Origin of the sequence: Flagellimonas meridianipacifica (assembly GCF_003001695.1) — a bacterium.
GTDB classification, from domain to species: Bacteria; Bacteroidota; Bacteroidia; order Flavobacteriales; family Flavobacteriaceae; genus Flagellimonas; species Flagellimonas meridianipacifica.
On the sequence record NZ_PVYX01000001.1, the window covers coordinates 1,408,387 to 1,431,985 of the forward strand.

20 protein-coding genes are annotated in these 23,599 nt (G+C 39.8%); 7 read left to right on the plus strand and 13 right to left on the minus strand.

The window, feature by feature from the left end; all coding sequences use genetic code 11:
* Positions 1-1,485, minus strand: a complete 1,485-nt coding sequence (locus tag CLV81_RS06410) for a DUF1800 domain-containing protein (RefSeq protein ID WP_106144202.1) — start codon at positions 1,483-1,485, stop codon at positions 1-3.
* Positions 1,486-1,657: 172 nt separating this feature from the next.
* Here CLV81_RS06410 and CLV81_RS06415 point away from each other — a divergent pair, with 172 nt between their 5' ends.
* A complete protein-coding gene (locus CLV81_RS06415; protein WP_106144203.1) occupies positions 1,658-2,017 on the plus strand; it encodes a YraN family protein in 360 nt (119 codons plus the stop codon).
* 52 nt (positions 2,018-2,069) lie between these two features.
* A complete protein-coding gene (locus CLV81_RS06420) occupies positions 2,070-2,729 on the plus strand; it encodes an aspartate kinase (RefSeq protein WP_106144204.1) in 660 nt (219 codons plus the stop codon).
* 3 nt (positions 2,730-2,732) lie between these two features.
* Here CLV81_RS06420 and CLV81_RS06425 read toward each other — a convergent pair whose 3' ends face one another.
* The gene (locus CLV81_RS06425) at positions 2,733-3,638 is read right to left on the minus strand and encodes a hypothetical protein (RefSeq protein WP_106144205.1); all 906 of its coding nucleotides are present in this window, start codon (positions 3,636-3,638) and stop codon (positions 2,733-2,735) included.
* Positions 3,639-3,754: 116 nt separating this feature from the next.
* Here CLV81_RS06425 and CLV81_RS06430 point away from each other — a divergent pair, with 116 nt between their 5' ends.
* Together CLV81_RS06430 and CLV81_RS06435 are read left to right on the plus strand one after the other, a co-directional pair.
* Positions 3,755-5,734 (plus strand): DUF3352 domain-containing protein, encoded by a 1,980-nt coding sequence (locus CLV81_RS06430; RefSeq protein ID WP_106144206.1) that lies wholly within the window; start codon positions 3,755-3,757, stop codon positions 5,732-5,734.
* A 62-nt stretch (positions 5,735-5,796) separates the two neighbouring features.
* Positions 5,797-6,948 (plus strand): serine hydrolase domain-containing protein, encoded by a 1,152-nt coding sequence (locus CLV81_RS06435; RefSeq protein ID WP_106144931.1) that lies wholly within the window; start codon positions 5,797-5,799, stop codon positions 6,946-6,948.
* Positions 6,949-6,984: 36 nt separating this feature from the next.
* On the opposite strand, the gene CLV81_RS06440 is transcribed toward CLV81_RS06435, so the two are convergent.
* The 10 genes from CLV81_RS06440 to CLV81_RS06485 all read right to left on the minus strand — a co-directional run bounded on the left by CLV81_RS06440 (position 6,985) and on the right by CLV81_RS06485 (position 20,187).
* Positions 6,985-8,079, minus strand: coding sequence for a glycoside hydrolase family 26 protein (locus CLV81_RS06440; protein ID WP_158259081.1), 1,095 nt, complete (start codon positions 8,077-8,079; stop codon positions 6,985-6,987).
* Positions 8,080-8,257: 178 nt separating this feature from the next.
* Entirely contained in the window at positions 8,258-8,965 is a 708-nt protein-coding gene (locus tag CLV81_RS06445) for a Dph6-related ATP pyrophosphatase (RefSeq protein WP_106144208.1), read from the minus strand.
* Positions 8,962-12,333 (minus strand): transcription-repair coupling factor, encoded by a 3,372-nt coding sequence (mfd, locus tag CLV81_RS06450; protein ID WP_106144209.1) that lies wholly within the window; start codon positions 12,331-12,333, stop codon positions 8,962-8,964. Before mfd ends, CLV81_RS06445 begins: the two co-directional genes overlap by 4 nt.
* Before the next feature lie 85 nt (positions 12,334-12,418).
* A complete protein-coding gene (locus CLV81_RS06455) occupies positions 12,419-13,417 on the minus strand; it encodes a hypothetical protein (protein WP_106144210.1) in 999 nt (332 codons plus the stop codon).
* A gap of 60 nt (positions 13,418-13,477) precedes the next feature.
* Entirely contained in the window at positions 13,478-14,110 is a 633-nt protein-coding gene (gene pdeM, locus CLV81_RS06460; RefSeq protein WP_106144932.1) for a ligase-associated DNA damage response endonuclease PdeM, read from the minus strand.
* 88 nt (positions 14,111-14,198) lie between these two features.
* The gene (locus CLV81_RS06465; protein ID WP_106144211.1) at positions 14,199-14,699 is read right to left on the minus strand and encodes a T9SS type B sorting domain-containing protein; all 501 of its coding nucleotides are present in this window, start codon (positions 14,697-14,699) and stop codon (positions 14,199-14,201) included.
* A gap of 24 nt (positions 14,700-14,723) precedes the next feature.
* Positions 14,724-17,186 carry a ligase-associated DNA damage response DEXH box helicase gene (locus tag CLV81_RS06470; protein ID WP_106144212.1) on the minus strand — a complete coding sequence of 821 codons (2,463 nt, stop codon included), beginning with the start codon at positions 17,184-17,186 and terminating at the stop codon, positions 14,724-14,726.
* A 40-nt stretch (positions 17,187-17,226) separates the two neighbouring features.
* Positions 17,227-17,520, minus strand: a complete 294-nt coding sequence (locus CLV81_RS06475) for a GIY-YIG nuclease family protein (protein WP_106144213.1) — start codon at positions 17,518-17,520, stop codon at positions 17,227-17,229.
* Between the two features lie 7 nt (positions 17,521-17,527).
* On the minus strand, positions 17,528-19,162 hold the full coding sequence (locus tag CLV81_RS06480) for an ATP-dependent DNA ligase (protein ID WP_106144214.1): 1,635 nt from the start codon (positions 19,160-19,162) through the stop codon (positions 17,528-17,530).
* Complete coding sequence (locus CLV81_RS06485) at positions 19,159-20,187, minus strand: ligase-associated DNA damage response exonuclease (RefSeq protein ID WP_106144215.1); 1,029 nt, start codon at positions 20,185-20,187, stop codon at positions 19,159-19,161. The genes CLV81_RS06480 and CLV81_RS06485 overlap by 4 nt, the downstream gene beginning before the upstream one ends.
* 86 nt (positions 20,188-20,273) lie before the next feature.
* Here CLV81_RS06485 and CLV81_RS06490 point away from each other — a divergent pair, with 86 nt between their 5' ends.
* Positions 20,274-20,696: a tellurite resistance TerB family protein gene (locus CLV81_RS06490; protein WP_106144216.1), complete on the plus strand. Its 423-nt coding sequence runs from the start codon at positions 20,274-20,276 to the stop codon at positions 20,694-20,696.
* Here CLV81_RS06490 and fbp read toward each other — a convergent pair.
* On the minus strand, positions 20,693-21,703 hold the full coding sequence (gene fbp, locus CLV81_RS06495) for a class 1 fructose-bisphosphatase (RefSeq protein ID WP_106144217.1): 1,011 nt from the start codon (positions 21,701-21,703) through the stop codon (positions 20,693-20,695). The two genes, CLV81_RS06490 and fbp, sit on opposite strands and share 4 nt — an antisense overlap.
* A gap of 109 nt (positions 21,704-21,812) precedes the next feature.
* Between fbp and CLV81_RS06500 the strand changes: the two genes are divergently transcribed.
* Together CLV81_RS06500 and CLV81_RS06505 are read left to right on the plus strand one after the other, a co-directional pair.
* The gene (locus CLV81_RS06500) at positions 21,813-22,295 is read left to right on the plus strand and encodes a GNAT family N-acetyltransferase (protein WP_106144218.1); all 483 of its coding nucleotides are present in this window, start codon (positions 21,813-21,815) and stop codon (positions 22,293-22,295) included.
* A 9-nt stretch (positions 22,296-22,304) separates the two neighbouring features.
* Positions 22,305-23,555, plus strand: coding sequence for an aspartate kinase (locus tag CLV81_RS06505; protein ID WP_106144219.1), 1,251 nt, complete (start codon positions 22,305-22,307; stop codon positions 23,553-23,555).
* The last annotated feature ends 44 nt before the right edge of the window (positions 23,556-23,599 follow it).

The following is a 23,599-nucleotide window of genomic DNA, read 5'->3' on the forward strand; positions in this document are numbered from 1 at the left end:
TTATTTAAGTTGAAATTCAGGTTCTCTTACCAAATACAGTAACAACAAGTATACTTGTGTGCCAGCGTCATCAAGGGTCATGTTCCAAGATCCTGTTTCGTAGACATTGTTGTCTTCATAAGGCTCCCGGAAAGCTATGATTGCCCTGTCGTAATCGGCATCGGTCAATAAACCTTTTGGTGTTAGCTTGTCTATTATGGCCCTTGCCACAACATTTGGATCTGTTTCCGTTGCACCATTAGCTCCAGTGGCTTCAATACCAAAGGTTCTAAACTGCTCTGGATCCGATTGGAAGAAAGCTTGGATATATACTTCTGAAGTCAACCAACGACCAATAATAAAATTGGTGTTTATCCATTCCCTGTCTCTTTGCCAACCCGCCACATCGAAAGGATCAAACATTTCTTGTCCAATCAATCTTGAAGAGTCAATAACGTTTTGGACTATGTTATCGTCATAGGTAAAATTGGTCTCTTTGATTAGGCCCAAATACAAGTCGAACGGACTTTTGATGATTACTCCAATGGCATCCTCATCAAAAAAGTGCTGACTTTTAAAAAGCTGTCGCATTACTGGCGCTAATTCAAAGTTATTGGCAACAAAAGTTGCGGCCAATCCTGAAATTATGGTCTGTGCATTACCCATTTCATCGTCTGAATCGGGATGCACAAAATATTCGTAAAGCTTTTTACATATAAAATTGGCTATTTCATTGGGACGTTCATTGAAAAGGATATCGATGGTATCATCATATCCCCAATTTCCAGTTTGCCCCAAAATGGTTTTATTATCCGTATTAAAGTCTTCGGGATTAAAAGTTACTTGGGTACAACCTACGTCTCCACGATTGGTATAACCGGATAAAGATTTAGCTGTCTCAATGATATCTTCTTCCGTGTAACCATTACCTTCACCCAAGGTAAATAGCTCATAAAGCTCACGGGCATAGTTTTCGTTGGGATTGTTACCTCGGTTTCTAGCACCATCAAGGTAATACAGCATGGCGCTAGTCAGTCCAATTTCGCTAACAAAAGTTTTGAAATTACCTAGCGCATTTCTTTGTAGACAGTTGATATAGTAATACAAAAAGGAATTACAACGATAAACGTCAATCTCAGTCACAAAGTGATTATGCCAAAAGAAACTGAGTCTATCCCTTAGATTATTGTCTAAAAGGGCGTTTCCATAGGCAGTTTCAAACTCTTCCTGCTGTGCGCGACGCACTTGACGTGCAAGGTCATCGTCTGCAGGATAGTCATCGTTATTCCAATCCGCCCAAAGAGGCGCTGGAATTACGGGAGCAGCCAAGGCTTGATCTACAAGATTGTCTACAAGAGCTTCTGCAGATTGTCCGACAGCAGCGTTAATGGTCTGGACCGAGGCACTAAAACCAAGCCTTCGGTACAAATGGGCAGCACGTAACTCATCCAATGGAGTTGTATACGGCGCCAAGGTTGAGGAATTACAATTGATAAAGTACTCCATAGCAATGTTCGGCGTTAAATAGGTCCATAGTTTTGGGGCAACTATATGTCTAGCTTAGCGTTGGTGTGGTTCTGATAAAGAGCTCACAAATTACAATGTTAACGTTATGATAAGGGTCAAGCACCAAATTTTTCGATGAAATGCATGCTTTTTTTTCTATTTTTCAAAATTTATGGGTCAACATAACGCTTTTGGGCACCAAGGAGAACGAATCGCCGCGAATTTTTTAAAGGAAAAAGGATACCAAATCCTTGAACAAAACTATAGATATGATAGGGCGGAAGTTGATATTCTTGCACAAAAAGAGGGTACTCTGGTCGTGGTCGAGGTAAAATCCAGAACTTCAGATTTCTTAGAAGACATATCACAAGTGATCAATCAAGGAAAAATAAAAAGACTGGTCAAAGCGGCAGACCACTATATACAGGAAAACAATTTGGATGTAGAAGTACGATTTGATGTAATCATTGTAAAGGGAGGTTCTAAGGGTTTTGAGGTAGAACATCTAGAAAGTGCTTTTCACTATTTCTAACTACTTGTGTTATTTGTAACAATTTGTTATTTTTGTTTGAAAAGCCAATCAGATGAAAACCATTTCCGCAGTTGTAGAACACTATATTAAGAAGAAACCCTTCCTTCAAAGTGCCCTAGCACAAGGAATAATTAACCTTACTTCTCTATCCAGGCAGATTAAACCAGAGATTTCAGAAGCGTTGGGAAAAGACGTAAAGGACGGTGCCGTGGTGATGGCCCTTAAACGCCTTTCAGATGATTTGGAATTCCGTGCCACCCACCGTATCGTTAAGGTGCTTAAGAACATTGGGGAAATTACAGTTCGGTCCAATCTTACCGATTACACCTTTCTTGCCTCAGATACCATATTGAGGCAACAGGCTCAATTATTGGAAGAGGTTAACGTGAACCAAGATGTTTTTTACACTTCTTCAAGAGGGGTAAACGAAATCAACATCGTTATCAGCAATACCATGGATGGCGTGGTTGAAAAATACTTTGCCAATGAGCGGTGCACACAAAAAGCTGAAAACCTCTCTTCAATCACGGTGAAATTACCAGCGGAAAATGTTTCGGTACCCGGAATCTACTATTTCATTTTTCAACGTTTGGCTTGGGAGGGCATCGTACTGTATGAAGTAATTTCCACGACCAATGAGTTTACTATTTTGGTGAATGAAGAACAGGTCGATGTTGCCTTTAAAACTATCAAAGACCTGAAATCATTGTAATACTCACTCCTTTATGGGTAGGTGTTTTTCATAGGTATTGTGTATGGCTAAAATCAAAAGGCCAAAAACAACCGCGGCTACAATTAAGACAGTGTTTACTATGCCATCCACTGAAAATGAGAGTCTGATAAGAATAGTGGAAATCACGAAGCCCGAATTCCGAATTACTTTATGGAACTTATCGGTATAGAAAAAAGATACCAACAATAAAATAACATCAACGATTATAAGAACGGTAAAGAATTCATCAAAAAAAACATTATTAATGTTTTTGATGGAGTCAATTTTCTTGTTCCCCACGAAAAGGGTTTCATAGGACCAGCTGCCCAAAGAGTATATGGCAAGAACCAAAAGAATGGGCACTAGACCTATTGCAATTATCTTTTTTAAGCTTATAAATTTTTCAACATTTACCGCCAAGGTGGGATTTTGAGCGGACATCTTTTTTCGGTTGGTATTCAATCTATAAAACCAGTAAAGCAGATAGAATAGCAAAAGCGAGGCGATGATATCGTATGTAAATTGAAGATCTTCCTTGAGGCTGAACCAATCAGAGCTTAACTTAAGATTGGATAAATCCTTGAACAGCCTACGAATAATTATTAGACTTATTATCTCATATTGTTTACTAATATAAGTGGTGATTGATCTAGGTAGGTAAAAAATGAGCAGATATACCTCATATAATAATATAAAAGAAAATGGAGTGTAGATGGCTCCTATGGGATTACCCAAAAGCTCAGATTGTATATTGAACAATGGCGTAAATTGGTTGACGTAAATCAAGACCAAATGCACGATAAAACTTAATATGGCAATTTTCAAGGTAAACCGCTCGAAGACTTCTTTGGTTCTATCTGAAAGTAAAAACTGGTAAAGAGAAGAAACCTTTTTTTGCACGGAGGTCATTGCTAAAAATAGGGATTATCATTTAAAGTGGGAAAATCACTTGGTGTAATGGGCTTTCCAACAGACTAAATTTGGAGGATTTTCGTTGTAATTAAAGATTTCTTGTACCCTTTTACATGAGAAAAAAAATCTTTTTTGGACTGTTAGCCGCTATGTTGATTTATGTGGGTTATCTGGTCTATCTTCTTGTGTTGTCCCCCAAGAACAACTTGCAATCCATTTATCTTATTCCGAAAGATGCAGTTTTTGTAGTTGAATCCGAAAAACCGGTCAAAAGTTGGAAAAAGATACGGGAAAGCGAAGCTTGGGAACATCTATTGAAAAACGATTATTTCTCAGAACTCACTTCCAATATCCAGGAAGTGGATACGGTATTCAATGATCAACGTAGATTGTTTGAATTTTTGGATGATCGTTCCTTGTTCATCTCAGTTCATATGATCTCTCCCAAGGATTATGGTATTTTCTATGTATTGGACCTAAAACGCATTGCCAAACTCAAATTGCTCAAAACGTATTTGAATACCTTATTGAACAACAACTACACCCTTAGTAAACGGAAGTATCATGAACATGAGATTTTGGAAATCTACGATCGCACAAGTAAGAAAACCATGTCTTTGGCCTTTATTAAAAATCAGTTGATAGCCTCTTACACCCATTCGTTGGTAGAAGCTTCAATAGACCAATACGAAGAGCCTGTTTTGGGGAGAAACCTGAACTTCATAGAAATCAATGAAAAAGTTGGGTTTGAAGATTTGTTTCGTGTGTATGTGCAATACAATTATTTGGATAACTATATCTCTGCATTTTCGGATAGACCCGGTGATTGGGTAAATCGGGTAAGTGAAAATTTTCTTTTTTCTGGGTTCCATTTCGACCTAGACAAAAATAACAGCCTGACTGCAAATGGATATACCAACATCAGCAATACCAATGAGAGCTATTTGGAAGCCTTGCAGAAGTCCGGTACAGCCAAAAGAAGTATTCCAAAAATTGCCCCTAAACGCACCGCACTATATTTAAGCTATGGGTTTGACAGTTTTTCTAAATTCTATGACAACTTTAAAGCGGTACAACAGGATGACCCCAAACAGTTTGAAGATTACCAAACGGGTATTGAAAAGCTGGAAAAATTCCTAAAAATCAATATTGAGGAGCATTTTATCAGTTGGATTGGTGATGAAATAGCCTTGCTTCAGATTGAATCCCAGATTTCGAAAGGTAAAAACGATATGGCCTTGGTATTAAAGACCAATGATAGTGACCATGCACGAACCAACTTGGGCTTTATCCTAGATCAAATCAGAAAAAAGACCCCGGTCAAATTTAAAACGGTGAGTTACAAACAGTACGAGATTAACTTCTTATCCATAAAAGGCTTTTTTAAGATTCTATTGGGTAACCGTTTCAAGGAATTGGACAAACCCTATTTTACCCTTATCGATGACTATGCGGTGTTCAGTAACAACCCAAACACGATAAAGAGCATCATAAATGATGTTATAGAAAAGCAAACCCTGTCAACTTCGAAAGATTTTAAAGCGTTTGAGAAACGTTTTGAAAAAAAGTCAAGCCTATTTCTATACAGCAACGTTCCTGTACTATATAATAATATGTATGCCCTGGCGGATGGAAAGACCAAATCACAAATGCGAAAAAACAAGGACTTCATTATTTGTTTTCCGCAGATTGGTCTTCAAATGAAACCTGAAGATGATGTATTTGAAAGCAGAATTGTTGTTGATTACAAGGATGTGGCAGAGGTGAAAGAAAGCTTTCAATTCCAGGAAGTGTCAAATACATCTAGGGATAAAGACCAAATTTCTAAAACCAAAGAAATCACAGAGGCTGTTTTTAATCTAAGACCTATTTATCCCAATGATTTGACGGCCAAAACTTTCAATAGAAAGTATGCTAATGGAACCATCCGATTCGAAGTAGAACTTAAAGATGGACTCAAGCATGGGCGCTACACCGAATACCATTCCAATGGAAAAGAAAAGATGACCGGCCGTTTCCGAAAGGATATTCAGGTAGGCACTTGGAGGTATTTTGATGCCAACGGAGAACTGGTATTGAAAAAAAGATTCTGAGGTTTTTCTAAGTCGATTGCCTTTCAATAATCACTAACTTCATGCACTTAAAAATTTTAAGCATGAAGTCCACACTTTTTTTAGTTCTTATCTTATTTCTTTGGTATCCATTGCAGGCACAAGATTCCTATTTTCCGGAACGCAACGCGGAATGGGCAACAATCAAGTCCAAAAGGTTTTCATACGATTCGCAGGCATTGGCCAAAGCAATTGCCTTTGCCAATGAAAACGAGTATTCTGGTTCCAAAGATTTGCGTAGAGCGATTTTAAAAGGATTTGAAAGAGAGCCGTTTCATGAGATTTTGGGACCAACCAAAAAACGTGGTGGTCCTGCCGGGATGATTTTAAAGGATGGGTATCTGGTTACCTCTTGGGGAGATACCCGACGTGTGGACATGACCTTTAGTGTGACCAAAAGCTTTTTGTCCACTATGGCCGGTTTGGCTTTCGACAAAGGGCTAATTTCAAACACAGAAGACAAAGTGGGCCAGTATGTTTGGGATGGTACTTTTGATGGGGCACATAATTCCAAAATCAATTGGGAGCATTTATTGCAACAAAATTCAGATTGGAGTGGGGAACTTTGGGGCATTAAAGATTGGGCCGATAGGCCTCCTCGAGAAGGAGGTCTGGACGATTGGAAATATAGAGAACTTCGCGAGCCTGGAACTGTAATGGAATACAATGATGTCCGTGTTAATGTATTGGCTTATTCATTAACACATGTATGGAGAAACCCAATGCCCAAGGTACTCAAAGAAAATCTGATGGATGCCATTGAAGCTTCAACTACTTGGAGGTGGTTTGGCTATGATCACGCTTGGACTACCATTGATGGTTTAAAAATGAAGTCAGTGACCGGAGGGGGGCACTCTGGAGCAGGGCTGTTCATTAGCACAGAAGATATGGCTCGATTTGGGTTGTTGTTTCAGAACAATGGGGTTTGGAATGGGAAACGTATGTTAAGTGAGACTTGGATTGAAAAAGCTACCACACCCTCAGTACCCAATGTAAATTATGGCTATATGTGGTGGTTAAACCAGAAAGAGGGCAATCGCTATTGGGAAGGTGTGCCCGAGCATGTGTTCTACGCCGCAGGTTTTGGAGGCAATTTCATTGTAGTGGACCAAGAGAAAGACCTAGTAATTGTGACACGCTGGTTGGAACCCAATAAAATTGGAAAGTTTGTAAAAATGGTTTATGATAGCATGTAATACAGTCTTACATGACCATCTCTCTTGGAGATTATACTATTGAGCTTCCGAAGAGACCTCTATGGGCACAATATCGTCTAGAAATAGCACATAATCTTTTTGAGCTAAATGCATAAAGTCAGTAGCGCTTTTATGTCCAGGATAAGAAACAAAATGATGGCTCTTTCTGGCATTGCGCCAAAAAAGTGCCCATGTAATCCCAGAATGGGCAAGTTGTTGGTCAATAACCTTAGTCCACCAATCGGATATGCGTACCTTTTCCAGTCCAGATTCTGTAAGAGCGTATAGTTTTTGTTTTTCCTTACCCAATTGTGCGATGACCTTAAGCCCATCGTTCAAATTTTTTGAAAAGGATTTTGCCGTCCAATGTTGATACAGGTCCATCCCTAAAATATCCACAACATCATCACCAGGATAGTATTCCAGATATGCCTCTCGATTATCGAAGGCATCAGGTGAATACGCGAACAACAGTTGGTCCACTGAAAATTCATGGGTAAGTAAATCAACGGTCTCACGCCAAAGCATTTTATACTCATCAGCCGAGCATTTGCCCTTGCCCCACCAGAACCAAGGTTTGTTCATTTCATGAAAAGGCCTGAAGATGATGGGTATTGGTCGGCCTTGGTCATCTTTTATGTCGTTAAAAAAACTGGCAATGGTAGCCAACCAGGTCTTGTAGGTTCTATGCAAGCGTCTCCCAGGCAGAAGTTTTTTTATGGGTTTACCCCTTCGATTCCAAGAATCTTCACCTGATATGGGGTTGCTGGCATGCCAACTAACTGTAACGATACCCCCTTTTTGATGTATTTTTTTTATCTGGTCTTGTATCAAAGCAAAAGGTACCGTATCCAGATTATATTCCCATTCCAACTCTAAATGGCCAATATCAAAACCATGCACAGCAGGATGTTGGCCAGTAATCTCGTGTACATCGGTTTTAAAAAGCGTTCCGTCATTTTTCCAGCCAATGCCATAAGCTGTGGCGTCTTGATGACCAAAGGCATAGCCTTTTTTGGTAGTTTCCTGGAGTCTTTTGTACAGGTTTTGTGCTTCAGGACTTATTTTACGCGGTTTGGTTGTTCTGATACTGACGGTATTTACTTTTTTTAAAGATTTACATGACCCCATCAACATAATAGAGCTTAGGCACAGAAGGCTGATTTTTAATATTGGACTTTTGATGTAGTACAGGGCGCTATATTTTCTGTAATTAAAAATACTTCTTTTTGAATTGTCCGTTATGCTGAAGGTTTGGTTAAAGCAAACTTAAAAGAGGCATTCCTTGAACACGGATTGAGAATCAATTTTATTCAGCTAACAAGATATCAGAAAAGCCAAACTGTATTGATTTTGATGAGTCTGAAGGATTATTGTACGTTTTGAATATCTGTTCTCCAACTTCAAAAGCTACAGGGTATTGAAAAATAGGCCCATCAAAACAAAAAGTGTGGAATTCCCCATTCTCCCCGCAGGGGTCAACATCTTTGGGTAGTGCATCCATGAGTTCCAGGGATAGCTCCTTTCCCAAAAAAGACTTATCCAGCTTGGAGTTGTTGATGCAGACAATGACCGCCTTAAATCCCAATTCAAGAAATTCTTGAAGCAAGACTTTGGTATCCTTTTTCCAAATTGGAAAAATAGGTTGAATACCAAATGGGCGAAGCATATCTTCTCGATACTTTTTCAAATCCTCAAGAAAAATATCCCCAAAAACGGTATGCGTATACCCTGCCGATTTAAGCTCCGAAACTTTGCTTTTCATCAAGGAATTGTACTCTTCCATAGACGGGTTTTCAGGAACCTGTAGTATATCCAATGAGATTCCAATGGCTTCAACTTGAGCTTCCAATACGTCTTTGCGCAAACCGTGCATGGAAACGCGGTTATAGTGTCCGTTTACCGTAGTTAAGAGACGGTCAATATTAGTATTTCGCTGCTGTATCAAATAATGTAGAGCCAGAGCAGAATCTTTCCCTGAGCTCCAATTGAAGTAGGTTTTTTGATTTTGGCTCATTCGCTCACGATTGAGAAGTCCTTTTTTGGTACAAGCGGATTCAAAACCTGAAGAACTTGCGAAATGGTATTGATTCCATCAAAAACCAATAGCAACCGTAATCCATTACGGGTCTCTTTTTCCTTCAGTTGGCAAGCTCTCGGATTTTTTTGAACGTACTGTAGCACATGTGTGAAAGCAGGGCTTTGATAAAAATCGGATTGCTGGTCAGAAATAAAATACCCTAAGAACTTTCCTTTTTTGAGAATGACTTTCTCCAATCCTATGCTATTGGCCATCCATTTTATGCGAACGGAATTCAATAGGTCTACTGCTTGACGGGGCAATTCACCAAAGCGGTCTACTAATTTGGTTTCAAATTCTTGCAAACCTTCTTTATTGGTTACTTCATTAAGTTGGGTGTACAAGTTCAACCGTTCCGTAATATTGTTTATATAATCATCTGGGAAAAGCAATTCAAAATCCGTGTCCAGTTGGGTTTCCTTGACATAGACTTTTTCTTTTTCACCCTCAACCTCATCGTACAATTCTTTAAATTCGTTCTCTTTTAATTCGTCAATCGCTTCGGTCAATATTTTCTGGTAAGTCTCAAAACCAATTTCATTGATAAAACCACTTTGTTCGCCACCCAACAAATCACCAGCACCTCGAATCTCTAAATCTTTCATAGCTATATTGAAACCACTCCCCAGTTCAGTGAACTGCTCCAAAGCTTCAATACGTTTTCGCGCCTCAGTGGTCATCACTTCATAGGGAGGGGTGATGAAAAAGCAGAACGCTTTTTTATTACTTCGCCCCACACGTCCGCGCATTTGGTGGAGATCACTTAGACCAAAATTATTGGCATTGTGTATAAAAATGGTATTCGCATTGGTCACATCCAGACCACTTTCTACAATAGTGGTGGAAACCAAAACGTCAAACTCCCCATTCATAAAAGCAAACATCAATTGTTCCAGCTTTTTACCCTCCATTTGGCCATGGCCAATCCTGATTTTAGCATCAGGAACCAGACGCTGAATCATACCTGCTACCTCTTGAATATTTTCTATACGGTTGTGGATAAAAAAGACCTGACCTCCCCGTTGAATTTCATAGGAAATGGCATCTCGGATAATCTCTTCATCCAAACGGATTACCCTGCTGTCAATTGGATAGCGATTAGGTGGCGGGGTATTGATAATGGAGAGGTCACGAGCGGCCATTAAACTGAACTGTAAGGTTCTAGGAATCGGCGTTGCCGTTAAAGTCAAGACATCCACATTTTCCTTAATGGATTTCAATTTATCCTTGACCGACACTCCAAATTTTTGTTCTTCGTCTACAATCAGAAGTCCCAAATCCTTGAACTGGACATTTTTATTGACCAGTTGATGCGTTCCAATAATGATATCGATTTTCCCTTGCGCCAATCGTTCCAAAATATCCCTTTTCTCTTTTGCTGTTCTAAATCGATTCAAATAATCTACGGTAACTGGAAGTTCTCCCAGTCTTTTTTTGAAGGTTTTGTTATGCTGGAACGCAAGTATTGTAGTGGGCACTAATATAGCTACTTGTTTGCCATTATCGACGGCTTTAAATGCAGCACGGATGGCTATTTCAGTTTTTCCAAAGCCTACGTCGCCACAGATAAGGCGGTCCATAGGGCGCTCGCTTTCCATGTCCCTTTTCACATCCAAGGTTGCCTTGCCCTGGTCTGGAGTGTCTTCATAAAGAAAGGAAGCTTCAAGCTCATGTTGCAGATAACTGTCCGGCGCATATTGAAAACCTTTTTCCATCCTCCTTTTGGCATATACCTTAATGAGGTCAAAAGCAATCTGTTTGACACGACTTTTGGTTTTCTGCTTCAGCTTTTTCCAAGCGGCAGAGCCAAGTTTATAGATTTTTGGAGCTGCACCATCCTTTCCGTTGTACTTGGAAATTTTATGCAATGAATGGATGCTTACATACAAAATGTCCCTATCTCCATAAAAAAGTTTAATGGCTTCCTGTTTTTTGCCTTCCACATCTATTTTTTGAAGCCCACCAAATTTTCCAATGCCATGGTCAATGTGGGTCACATAATCCCCAACTTCCAGTTTGGTGAGTTCTTTTAGGGTAATAGCCTGCTTTTTGGCATACCCATTTTTAAGGTGGAACTTATGGTAACGCTCAAAGATTTGATGGTCCGTGTAGCATGCCAGTTTTAAATCCTGGTCCAAAAACCCTTGGTAGAGCGGAAAAACAAGCGTTTGATAATGTACGTCCTCATCAACATCTTCAAAAATATCATGGAATCGTTTGGCCTGTTGTTCCGAAGCACAAAAAATGTAGTTCGTAAAACCTACTTCATGGTTTTCATTTAGATTTTCAATGAGCAGGTCAAACTTCTTATTAAACGAAGGTTGGGGTTTGGTTTGAAATGAAATGAAATCACCTTGAACCGGTTTCTGGGTCTCCCCACCAATTTGGACTAAAGTAAATTCCTGAAGTTGATTTTTCAAAAGCCCAGAAGTAACAAACAACTCCTCAGGTTTTGAATGTTTAAGCTCTCCTTGCAAGTTGGAGAAACTTTCTTCCGCCTTTTCAAAAAAGGAATCTATTCGGTTGTAAACCAGATTTAGATTTTTTGAAAAAATGACGGTTTTGGGAGCAATGTACTTCAAGAAACTTTCACGGGTTTCCTGCAAAAATTTGTTCTCCACATTGGGGATGATGGTAATACGCTTTACTTTTTCTGTAGACAGCTGCGTTTCCACATCAAAGGTTCGAATACTGTCCACTTCGTCCCCAAAAAACTCGATACGATAAGGCTCTTCATGCGAAAACGAAAAAACATCAACAATACCACCACGTACTGAAAACTCACCAGGTTCCGTAACAAAGTCAACCCGTTTGAATTGGTATTCGAAGAGGACCTCATTCAAAAAATCTAGAGAGAGGGTATCTTTCAGCTTAACTTTCAAGGTGTTTTTGTCCAACTGTTTTCGTGTGACCACTTTTTCAAAAAGCGCATCGGGATAGGTCACAATAATTGCTGGTTTCTTTCTCGAATTGATGCGATTGAGCACTTCAGCACGTAACAGAACATTCGCGTTATCGGTCTCTTCAATTTGATAAGGTCTGCGATAACTACCAGGATAAAACAATACATCTTGCTCGCCTACAAGCAGCTCTAAATCGTTGAGATAGTATGCCGCTTCCTCTTTATCATTCAATAGTAAAAGAAAAGGGGTTTCGGCAGATTTAAAGATGCTGGCTAAAGTGAAAGAAAGGGCAGAACCCGTAAGTCCTTCTAGTGATATATTTTGGGAATGGGATATAGCTTCCCCTAGTTTCCTTACTTGGGGAGACTCTTCAAATCGATTGGAAATGGACGATAGGGACAATCGAAAAAATTTGTGGCAAATATAGGATGGTAAATTGCTTTATTCAAAACATAGATTGCTTTGCCTTTCCGAAATATTCTGAAAACTAACTGGGGTTTGGTCTTAAGAATACTTCAAAAGAGCCATCGGTAAGTTCTACGGTATATTTTTCTCCACTGAAATCTGCTTCGAGAACGAAACTAAATGTGCCAATGATACGCCTTAAATCATCAAGTTCTTCGTACAAAGTAACTTCCAATCCACCACTTACAAGTGGGCTTTGCAAGCCATCAAAGGTATTTATACCAACAGTTGAAAAGTCTTCGTCAAAATCAGGTAATTGAAGCTGTATCCAGTTTAGGTCATAATTGCCAATACCGGTTATCAATTCTGTAGTAGATAAAAAAATCTGACTGGATTGCTCTGCTGGGACATGACATCCAAACTCGTTGTCCGCAAAAGAAAAGAGATTGTTTGAAAGGTCAGAATAAAATCCAGAAATCAACTCAAAATCACTCGAAGCATCATGATTATAGGTGACTGCTCCAGCAGGAAAATTAGCTGTAATTGTAGCTTTCATGGACGAAGTAGGTCTTGTAGTCCCTTCATAGGTATCAAACTCCACCGGTACAAAGCGATCCTTACCATTCCAGTTATAGCGTTGCAAAGGAAGAAATAGGGTATCGTTCTTAATTTCATAAATAGAATCTAAAGGGGATTCACATAAATCTGATTTTAGAAAAGTCAGAATATTATCCGAAACCGAAATTTCATCACTTTCAATTTCAAGTTTTTCAAACTTTCCTGTGAGTTGATTTTTTCGGTAATAGGAAATTGAACCCAAAGAATCCAATGTGAAACTCATAGCAACATCTTCACTGCCGAAATCTACATTTCTCCAACTTCCAATCAGTGATAGGTCCGAAATGGTTTCGATAGTTTCATTTTCTTCAGAACCTTCTTGGTTTTCATCTTCATCATTTTGTGATACGGTCATTTGGTCCGGTTGTGATTCCTCTGTGTCTGACTCACAACTAATCGATAGGAAAACAAATGAAAACAACACAATTGCATATAAAGCTCTCAGGGTTTTAAAATTCAGCATGAGGGTGAAAATTTTTAACAAAAGATAAGGTTTTACATAAAATAATCAGGGGTGTTACATTTAAATCTTTACTACTTCATCTTCGACTATTACAAAAACCTCATCATTCTTTTTGGGTTGAAGCACATGCGTTCCCGTAAATTTCCCAAAAGCAGGCAAAATCATTTGGAAATCTGTTTTAAAAAAACAAGGGAGTTTCAATCGTTGCCGCCCAAAGCCTTGAAGTCGTACCGCAGGGTGAATGTGCCCACAAAAATTGAAGTACTCTTCCCGTTCCGCAGGATGGTGGGTTAAAAGAAAATTTTCTAAAAGCAATTCCTCAAAAATAGGTATGCCCAATTGTTCGAACTTATGGGGAGAAATAATATCGTGATTCCCTGAAACCAATATAATTTCAGAAGGGGTTTTAGCAACCCAATTTTCAAATAGTTCCCATTCTTTGTTGAGTGAGGAATGGAACAAATCACCCAAAAAACAAATTTGAAATGGGTTGAAGTGGTTGACGATTTCATCCAACAAAACATAGTTTTTATGCACTGCTTTTCTTGGGACGGCAGCTCCAAACTTTCTAAAATGCGCCACCTTGCCCAAGTGGACATCGCTGATGAGTAAAAGCGACTTTTTTCTCCAAAAGACACCTCCAATGGGATGAAGAGTGAAGTGCTCATTTTTTATTTGAAGTGGTCTTGTCATTGGGGCCTCTGGATATTGACTAGCTATATTCTCTACTGCCAAAAGCTAATCATACTGGTAGCTTTAAGTAAAACAGACTGAACTTGATTCAAATGCTGTTTCCGATTAAAGGGTCAGGAAAGCTTTGGCAAAAAGGTTCAAAAACAAAGTTTTCTTGCGGCGTTCTAATTAGACATAAAAATCCACGTAGAAGAAAAACGCTCTCATCCTGAATCGTGATTCTATATTCGTAACTCCCTTCAGGAAGGTTTTCTCCTCTAAAGACTGTTGTCAAATTACCAGAAGCATAATCTTCGGACTCATAGACCATTTGGCCATTGAGCCGAAAAATTTCAACTCTATGATTTTCATACTGTTGAATATTGGCAATTGCGAAAAAATCGTTTAAACCATCATCATTTGGAGTAAACCAATTGAAAACTGTTATATCATCTAGAGTATCAAATTCAGGAAAATTTTCTAGGTTATTAACATTTCCATCAATTTGATTAGAACAACATATAAATCCACCATCTGAGGAATCATCATTTTGACAGGAAAAAAGAATCAAAAAAAGAAATGAATAAGCACTGAACTTGGATTTAGGCATATTTTGTTTTCAAATAAAGGTATACTATTTCTGCAGAATCTTGGTCATCCTCTTAATCCGATCAGCCAATTTTTCATTGGATAGTTTTTCCCGTAATCTATCGGTAATGATTGGAAAAGAAAAAGGCGTGGGGTTGGTGCATTGCTTCCAAACGATTTCCTGTTGGGCAATTCGTTCCAAGGCCAATCGCAAACGACCCTCCTCCAACTGGTGTTCAAAGGTTTCGGTAAAGGCTTGTTGAAACATGAGGTTGTCCGGTTCAAAATCACGGAACACATCAAAAAGCAATTGCGAACTGCTTTGCAGATGTTTCATTTTGATACCTTTTTCAGGATAGCCCGTAAATACCATTCCACTTATTACAGCAATGTCCCGAAACTTACGTCTTGCCATTTCATTGGAGTTCAAACTCTTTTGGAGATCGGAGAGCATATAATCCGTACTAAATAAATTATTGTCAATCACAGCTTGTATATCGATTGGCTTATCCGAAAGCATTTCGAAACCATAATCATTAAAGGCCAGCGAACAGGTAATCGGGGTCAAGAGGCTAATTCGGTAAGAAAGTAAACTACTCATTGCCTCATGGACTGCACGTCCTTCAAAGGGGTAAAAAATATGGTGGTATCCATCTCGGGTCTTAAACGTTTCAATCAAAAACTCATCTGGTTTGGGAACTATACTTTCTTCCCGTTGTTTCTGAAACATGGGTAAAAGCGCCTTGATTTCGTTCGATTGTTTTTTCATTTCTGGGTCTGCGGTATACAGTTCTTCTCTTAGCAGTTTTGACATTTGCGCCGAAAAACTTAAACGCCCTCCCATCCATGACGGTACCTTATTGGTCCGTTTGGTAGAGTTTCGTACATAGGCTTGCATACCCTTTATACGTATGAATTCCAGATTTCTTCCTGCAAAGGTGAATACATCCCCAGCGGTAAGCTTAGAGATAAAATATTCTTCGATGGAACCAATGTATCCTCCCTTCTGGTAACGCACTGCTATGGATGCATCACCCACTATGGTACCTATTTGAAAACGATGGCGCATGGCGATGCCCTTGTTGTTCACCTTAAATTTACCATCAGATTCTACTTCCACTTTTTTGTACTCATCATAGGTTTTCAAACTCTGACTTCCCATTACCAAAAAATTCAACAACCATTGCCATTCATCTTCAGTGATACCTTGGTAGCAAAAGGTTTGTTTGATTTCTGGGAAAATTTCATCCGGATAAAACCCATCAGAAACTGCTAGGGTTGTCAAATATTGAATCAGAACATCGTAACTGTTCAAAAAAGGAAGCCGGTCTTCCACGGCACTCTCCTTTACTGCCACCTGAAGAGCAGAAGCTTCAATCAATTCCATGGCATGGGTGGGTAAAAAATAAATCACACTTTCGTTGCCCGGTCTGTGGCCACTTCTGCCAGCTCGTTGTAGAAACCGAGCTACGCCTTTAGGCCCACCAATTTGGATTACAGTCTCTACGGGAGCAAAATCAACCCCCAAATCCAGACTTGAGGTACATACCACAGCTTTGAGACTTTCATTTCGAATGGCCTGTTCCACCCAAATTCGGGTCTCTTTGTTGACACTCCCATGGTGCATGGCAATTTCACCGGCGTACTCCGGATGTTTTTCCAATATTTTTTGAAACCAGATTTCGCATTGACTTCTGGTATTGGTAAACAAAAGTGTGGTCTTACTGTTGTTGATGATGGGAACCACCTCTTCCAGGAGATGAAGGCCCAAGTGACCTCTCCAGGGGAAGGTTTCCATTTGCTCAGGAATGATACTTTTTACGGTGATTTTCTTGTTGAGTTTGGCTTGGACCAGCACCGAATTTTCAAAAGCTTGTGAAGTAGGGCCCAAAAGGACTTCCCTAGCCTGTTCTAAATTGCCAATGGTAGCGGAAATACTCCAAATTCGAAGGTCTTTACAAACTGTTTTTAAACGGGATAACCCCAATTCCATTTGAATACCACGCTTGGTGCCCAGGAGCTCGTGCCATTCATCCACAACGATGGCTGAACAGTCTTGAAAAACTTTGGCATACCCTTTCGAAGCAAGCAAAAGTTGAAGACTTTCTGGAGTGGTAATCAACAAATCGGGCATGGTGGTTCTTTGTCGGGCTCTTTCTTTAGTGGATGTGTCCCCTGTTCGAATACCAACTGTCATTTGCGTCTCTAGGTCGTTGGCCACACGTTCTGCGGATTGTTTGATTTCTTGGGATAAGGCGCGTAGTGGGGTAATCCAAATGGCCTTCAATCCTTTTTTATGTTTGGTCTTATAATCAGGGTACTTATTTATGTGATTTAAGATAATAGGAAACCATAGGGCATATGTTTTCCCACTCCCTGTAGGTGCATTTAACAAACCGTGCTTGCCTCCAAGAAATGCTTTCCATGTTTTTTTCTGAAATGGGAAGGGATTCCAACCTTGCTGGGTAAACCAGTTTTCTGCTATTTCAAAAAGTTGTTTTTGTGTCATGAATTACGAGTGAAGCGAAGTAATCTGTTGCATTTTTTAGTCAAAATTGCCATTCCAAAGACAGGTCATGCCATTCCGGGTTAATTGAATTTATTAAAGCTTCTTTACGTTTCCTATTCCCAGCTTTTAGTTGCTTTTCTCTCCTAAAAGCATCTTTCACATCTCCAAAAGTTTCAAAGTACACTAAAAATGTGCAATTGTATCGTTTGGTAAAAGCGTTTGGATGAATACCTTTTTTGTGTTCTGCTATTCTTCTTTCCAAGTCATTTGTAGCACCTACGTACAGCACGGTCTTGTTTTTATTGGTAAGAATGTAACAATATTCTTGGTTCATTGCGCCTTCATTTATGGGATTCCTTCACTGCGTTCGGAATTAGTGACCTTAAATCTTCCAAAGTGTTGGCTTCTTCAATCTTTTTGTCCTTTCTCCACTTAAGAATGCGAGGGAAACGGGTGGCCACACCACTCTTATGGCGTTTGGACAGTGCAATTCCTTCGAATGCAATTTCAAAAACATGATGCGGAGTTACACTTCGCACTGGCCCAAAGCGTTCCAATGTATTTTTCTTTATCCAAGCATCCACTTCCCGGAATTCAGTATCGGTAAGTCCGGAATAGGCTTTGGCGAACGTGACCAATTCTTTTTCTCCATCCTCGTTGGTTTGCCAAAGTGCAAAGGTATAATCCGTGAAAAGGTTACTTCGTCTGCCGTGTCCACGCATGGCATAGGTAAGCACAGCATCGATGGTCAAAGGTTCAACTTTCCACTTCCACCAATCTCCTTTTTTACGACCCACCTGATACGGAGAATGGTTATGTTTTAGCATCAAACCTTCACTTCGCATTTCACGGGAGCGCGCCCTTTCCTTGGTGACTTCGTCCCATGATTTAAATTGGAGTCGTTCAGATAATAAAAACGAATTCTCGATTGCTCGGGATTTGGTTTTTTCCTTATTTAGCTGTTCCAATAGCTGCCTACGTTCCAAATAGTTTTTACTTCGGATGTCTTTGCCGTCCCACTCCAGAAGATCATAGGCCTTTAAAATAACCGGAGTTTTCTCAAGAAGGGATTTGGATACGGTCTTGCGACCAATTCGGGTTTGTAAATCATTGAAAGTCCCAATTTCACCATTGGGATAGGGTAGAAGCTCCCCATCCAATACGGTTCCATTTGGGATGTTCCCAATAAATTTTTGAAACTCCGGATACTTGTCGGTAACCAACTCCTCACCTCGACTCCATATAAAGATTTCGTCATTGCGAACAATAACCTGTGCACGAATCCCATCCCATTTGTGTTCTGCAGACCAATTGGATACACTTCCTAAATCTTCAGGTGTTTCTTCTAGGGCGTAAGCCAAATAAAAGGGGTAGGGTTTGGAGAGATAATCACTTTCTTTTTCTTCCAAAATCAAATCTTGAAAGGATATGGTGCTCGGGTTCCAATTGCCCATGAGTTTGTAAGCCAAGACGTCTTCATCCAGTTGCGTAGCTTTGGCCAATGCCTTGGTCATAAGTTTTTGACTTACCCCAATCCGGAACCCTCCGGTAATCAACTTGGTAAAAACAAATCTCTCATAATAATTGAGCTGTTCCCAGTTATAAAAAAGATATGTCTTTTTCTCATCTTCAGTTTTGGGCTTTAAGGCAATCATTTCATCTAAAAAATGGGTTAATGATTTTTCGGTAGAATTTGTAGAAGATGGAATAATCAATGCAATCGTCTCCGCCAAATCCCCAACAATATGATAGCTTTCCTCAAATAGCCAAAGTGGAATATTCGCCAGTTCAGCAGCCCATTCCCTTAGTAAGGTGGTGTTTACGGGTCTTGGTGGTCTTCGATGGGATAAAATGGCAATGGTCCAAACCTTATCCGTATCATTTGCCATTACAAAATATTCGGCCAATGCTTTTACCTTTTCATTGGTCTTGTTGGTACTGTCCAACGTTTTGATGAGCTCTGCAAATCTTTTCACGACACCTCTACATTTTCAGTTTCAGAAGCGCTGATTTCGCTGATTTCGCCTTCGTATTGGGTACTTTCAGTTCGGGCGTCGTATCCCAGTTCCCCCAGGTATCTGGAAAAAATCTCGGTGTAGCCGTGGGTGCAAATCACCTTTTCTGCACCGGTAGCTTTAATGCTTTCCAAAAGACCGCTCCAGTCACAATGGTCGCTCAGTACAAAACCTTTGTCAATGGCACGTCTTCTTCGGGCCCCTCGAAAGGCCATCCACCCACTGGCCGTTGCGGTTACAAAAGGAACCATTTTACGTATCCAAGTACTTCCATGAGCAGATGGTGGGGCAACAACCATGTTTCCTCGAAGTTCTTCCTTTTTGGTTTCACGAGTTATCAAATAGGTTTCTGGCAAATCAACCAAAGGGCGTACAACGTTGGTCATATTTTCTACCGCACCATGTGTATATATTTTTCCAATAGAAGTATCCAAGTGTTTCAATAATCGCTGCGCTTTTCCCAAACTGTAGCCAAAAAGAACGGAGGTTTTTCCTTCAGCTTGGTTTTGTGACCACCATGCATTGATTTCATTGAAGACTTCACTCTGCGGCAACCATTTAAAAGCGGGCAAACCAAAAGTACATTCAGTGATGAACGTATGGCACTTTACATTTTCGTATGGGGTACATAATCCATCATCCTCAATTTTATAGTCCCCGGTAAACACCCAGACCTCGCCCTTATGCTCCACTCGAATTTGTGAGGAGCCGATAATATGCCCTGCGGGATGCAAGCTGAATTTAACCCCATTGATTAGAAAAGTTTCTCCCCAGTCTTTTCCCGAAACGGTAATATGCCCCAACCTATGTTTGATAATAGGAATGTTGCGATGGTGAGTTATATACTGTTTGTGTCCCCAACGACTATGATCCGAATGCCCATGGGATATTATCGCCTTATCCACAGGTCTCCACGGGTCCAAATATACTTTGGCGGCTTCACAATAGATTCCCTTTTCGGTAAATTGAAGTAAAGGTGATTTCATAGCTCATGAAAAATACGAATTTCTTTTGGGGATATGTTACCTTGGTTTCTCAGGTAAAAATTATATTTGCGAACAAACTTTAAAGTATGCCCATTCTAGATTTATACGAGCACGGAGAAAAGAGAAAAAATTTAGCTCATTTTGCCACCTTAGCTACTCTGGCGACCATAGATGGCGAGGTAAATGAAAAGGAAAAAGCGATTCTGGATAAGTTTGCTTTTAGATTGAATATCTCCGAAGCCGAATATAAAGAGGTAATGAAAAAGGAGAATAAATACCCTATTGAAACTCCCCATACTTCAGAAAAAAGATTGATGCGACTTTTTGATTTCTTTAAAATGGTTTTTGCCGATCAGATTATCGAAGATGAGCAAATGAACTTGATAGAAAGGTATGCCATTGGTTTGGGATATTCCCAAGAAGATGCCAAAGCATTAATCAAAAAATCGTATGATATTTTCCATGGCAGAATTGATTTTGAAGCTTTTCAATATCTGTTGAACCGTTAGGCTTGTGCTGCCATAAATTCTTCCGCTTTTTCTACCATCTTTCTACTTCCGCAGAAGAAAGGAACCCGTTGATGTAACTCCGTGGGTTGGATGTCCATTATAGGTCCAAAACCATCACTTGCTTTGCCATTGGCCTGTTCTGCCAAAAAAGCCATTGGGTTACACTCATAAAGCAAGCGCAATTTTCCGTTATACGCTTTACTACTTTTGGGATACATGTAGATTCCGCCCTTGATCATATTCCGGTGAAAATCGGAAACCAAAGAACCAATGTATCTTGAGGTGTAAGGACGATCTCCTTCCTCCATTTGACAGTATTTGATATAGTTCTTGACGCCTTGCGGAAAATGAGTATAATTCCCTTCATTTACGGAATAAATCTTACCGGTTTCTGGAAACTGCATATTGGGATGAGAAAGATAAAAAGTTCCCAGTGCGGGATTCAAGGTAAAGCCATTTACCCCGTGACCTGTAGTATAAACCAGCATGGTGGAAGTACCATAAATAAAATATCCTGCAGCTATTTGATTTCGTCCTGGTTGAAGAAAATCTTCCAAAGTTACAGGTGTACCAACCGGGGTTACACGGCGGTAGATGGAAAATATGGTTCCCACGGAAACATTGACATCAATATTTGAAGACCCGTCCAATGGATCTATCAAGACCACATATTTGTTTTGATGCTTTTCATCAAAACTGTTTATACTAATAAAATCATCTTCTTCCTCTGAGGCAATTCCACAAACAATTTCGCGATTCTTTAGGGTCTGAATGAATTTTTCATTGGCCAGAACATCCAACTTTTGTTGATTTTCACCCTGAATATTCACATCGCCAGCGGTACCAATAATGTCTACCAATCCCGCTTTGTTCACTTCATGGTTTACCACCTTTGCCGCCAATCTTATGCCATTGAGCAGTCGGGAGAGTTCCCCGGAAGTGTATTGAAAATAGTTCTGATTGGCTATAATAAATTCTCCTAGTGTGCGGTGTTGTTTTTCGAACATTGAGAACTGTTTTATTTAAAAACAAATATCGGGTATTTTGTGATACTACATCGTTTTCGGCAAACTTTAAATTTAGATATTTATAACTTTGTGTTTTATTTATAACAATATGAATTTATCAATCAGAGATGCCAAAGAAGAGGACATGGCGCAAGTCTTGGCATTGGTGCAGGAACTTGCAGATTTTGAAAAAGAATTGGATGCCGTGGAGGTCAATTTGACGGATTTAAAGGAGCATGGTTTTGGCAATAACCCATTATTTCATTGCTTTGTGGCCGAAAATGAGCAGAGTATTGTGGGAATAGCTTTGGTTTATCCAAGGTATTCCACATGGAAAGGCCCTGTAATACATTTGGAAGATTTGATAGTAACTCAAAGCATGCGAGGAAAAGGAGTAGGTTCTGCATTGCTGGACGAAGTGGTGAAGTATGGCGAATCTTTGGGGGTGAAAAGAATCTCGTGGGAGGTTTTGGACTGGAATGAACCTGCCATTACATTTTATGAGAGCAAAGGGGCTAGGATAATGCGAGATTGGGATGTGGTGCAATTGGATGAAAACGGCATACAGAATTATTTGAATAATCTAAGTTGATTTTTAATAATGCGAATATTTAAGTTTGGTGGGGCATCAGTAAAAGATGCAGATGGAGTAAGAAATGTGGTTAGAGTACTCCAGGAGGTTGGATTTGAAGATACCTTGGTGGTAATCTCCGCCATGGGCAAAACCACCAATGCAATGGAGTCTTTAGTAGCTGCTTATTTTGAGGATAAGAGAAGGATATCTATTGTGCTTGAAGAGATTAAGGACTATCATCAAAGTATAATTTCTGAGCTTTTTGAAGATGAAAAAAATCCCATCTATGAAAAAGTACAGCTACTTTTTGAAGAAGTTAAAGGATTCTTGACTTGGAACAAGTCGCCCAAATATGCCTTTGTCTATGATCAAGTAGTAGGATACGGTGAGTTGATATCGACATCCATTGTAAGTGCTTACCTGAATCAGGAAGGCCTGACCAATACGTGGCATGACGTACGTGAATTAATCAAAACGGATAACTCGTATCGAGATGCCCATGTAAACTGGGAAAGAACTGAAAACGAGGTAAAATCCAGGGTGGATATGTCCAAATTGAATATAACCCAGGGATTTTTGGGAAGCGACGATAACAACTTCACCACCACACTGGGGAGGGAGGGCTCTGATTACACTGCGGCTATACTGGCCTATTGCCTAAACGCAAATTCTGTGACTATTTGGAAAGATGTTCCAGGAGTCTTGAATGCCGACCCAAGAAATTTTGAAGAAACTCAACTTTTGGATGAGATTTCTTATCGAGAAGCCATCGAATTGGCATTTTATGGAGCCTCCGTCATTCACCCAAAAACACTTCAGCCTCTTCAGCGAAAGGAAATTCCGCTGCATGTTAAATCCTTCGTGAATCCATCGGGCAATGGCACCAAGGTAAGCACCGGGAAAGGGATTTCTCCGGTTATTCCTTGTTTTATTGTGAAGAAAAATCAGGTTTTATTGAAATTATCCACATTGGATTTCTCATTTATCGTAGAGGACAACATCAGTGAAATCTTCAAACTTTTCCATGACCACAGATTAAAGGTGGACCTAATCCAAAATTCCGCTATTAGTTTTTCAGTTTGTTTGGACAACAAATTTGGTGGACTTCAAACCATTTTGGAAGAGCTTGAACAGAAATTCAAAGTGATATGTCATGAAGACGTTTCTTTGTACACCATCCGTCATTTTAATGACGCCGCCGTTAAATCCCTTCAAAATGGAAAGTCGGTGTTGGTGGAGCAACGAGGTAGGGAAACCGTGCAGCTTGTGGTAAAATAAATCAGACCTAACATTTGTTTGTTTCCTTATTTAGGCAATTTGCT

Excerpts from the sequence above, each read along its gene's own strand:
- fbp (WP_106144217.1), bottom strand. The coding sequence starts at position 21,703 with ATGTTCGAAAAACAACACCGCACACTAGGAGAATTTATTATAGCCAAT.
- CLV81_RS06435 (WP_106144931.1), top strand. The coding sequence starts at position 5,797 with ATGAAGTCCACACTTTTTTTAGTTCTTATCTTATTTCTTTGGTATCCA.
- CLV81_RS06430 (WP_106144206.1), top strand. The coding sequence starts at position 3,755 with ATGAGAAAAAAAATCTTTTTTGGACTGTTAGCCGCTATGTTGATTTAT.
- CLV81_RS06425 (WP_106144205.1), bottom strand. The coding sequence starts at position 3,638 with ATGACCTCCGTGCAAAAAAAGGTTTCTTCTCTTTACCAGTTTTTACTT.
- CLV81_RS06420 (WP_106144204.1), top strand. The coding sequence starts at position 2,070 with ATGAAAACCATTTCCGCAGTTGTAGAACACTATATTAAGAAGAAACCC.
- CLV81_RS06490 (WP_106144216.1), top strand. The coding sequence starts at position 20,274 with ATGCCCATTCTAGATTTATACGAGCACGGAGAAAAGAGAAAAAATTTA.
- pdeM (WP_106144932.1), bottom strand. The coding sequence starts at position 14,110 with ATGACAAGACCACTTCAAATAAAAAATGAGCACTTCACTCTTCATCCC.
- CLV81_RS06505 (WP_106144219.1), top strand. The coding sequence starts at position 22,305 with ATGCGAATATTTAAGTTTGGTGGGGCATCAGTAAAAGATGCAGATGGA.
- CLV81_RS06500 (WP_106144218.1), top strand. The coding sequence starts at position 21,813 with ATGAATTTATCAATCAGAGATGCCAAAGAAGAGGACATGGCGCAAGTC.
- CLV81_RS06410 (WP_106144202.1), bottom strand. The coding sequence starts at position 1,485 with ATGGAGTACTTTATCAATTGTAATTCCTCAACCTTGGCGCCGTATACA.
- CLV81_RS06455 (WP_106144210.1), bottom strand. The coding sequence starts at position 13,417 with ATGCTGAATTTTAAAACCCTGAGAGCTTTATATGCAATTGTGTTGTTT.
- CLV81_RS06440 (WP_158259081.1), bottom strand. The coding sequence starts at position 8,079 with ATGGGGTCATGTAAATCTTTAAAAAAAGTAAATACCGTCAGTATCAGA.
- CLV81_RS06470 (WP_106144212.1), bottom strand. The coding sequence starts at position 17,186 with ATGACACAAAAACAACTTTTTGAAATAGCAGAAAACTGGTTTACCCAG.
- CLV81_RS06465 (WP_106144211.1), bottom strand. The coding sequence starts at position 14,699 with ATGCCTAAATCCAAGTTCAGTGCTTATTCATTTCTTTTTTTGATTCTT.
- CLV81_RS06445 (WP_106144208.1), bottom strand. The coding sequence starts at position 8,965 with ATGAGCCAAAATCAAAAAACCTACTTCAATTGGAGCTCAGGGAAAGAT.
- CLV81_RS06485 (WP_106144215.1), bottom strand. The coding sequence starts at position 20,187 with ATGAAATCACCTTTACTTCAATTTACCGAAAAGGGAATCTATTGTGAA.
- CLV81_RS06415 (WP_106144203.1), top strand. The coding sequence starts at position 1,658 with ATGGGTCAACATAACGCTTTTGGGCACCAAGGAGAACGAATCGCCGCG.
- CLV81_RS06475 (WP_106144213.1), bottom strand. The coding sequence starts at position 17,520 with ATGAACCAAGAATATTGTTACATTCTTACCAATAAAAACAAGACCGTG.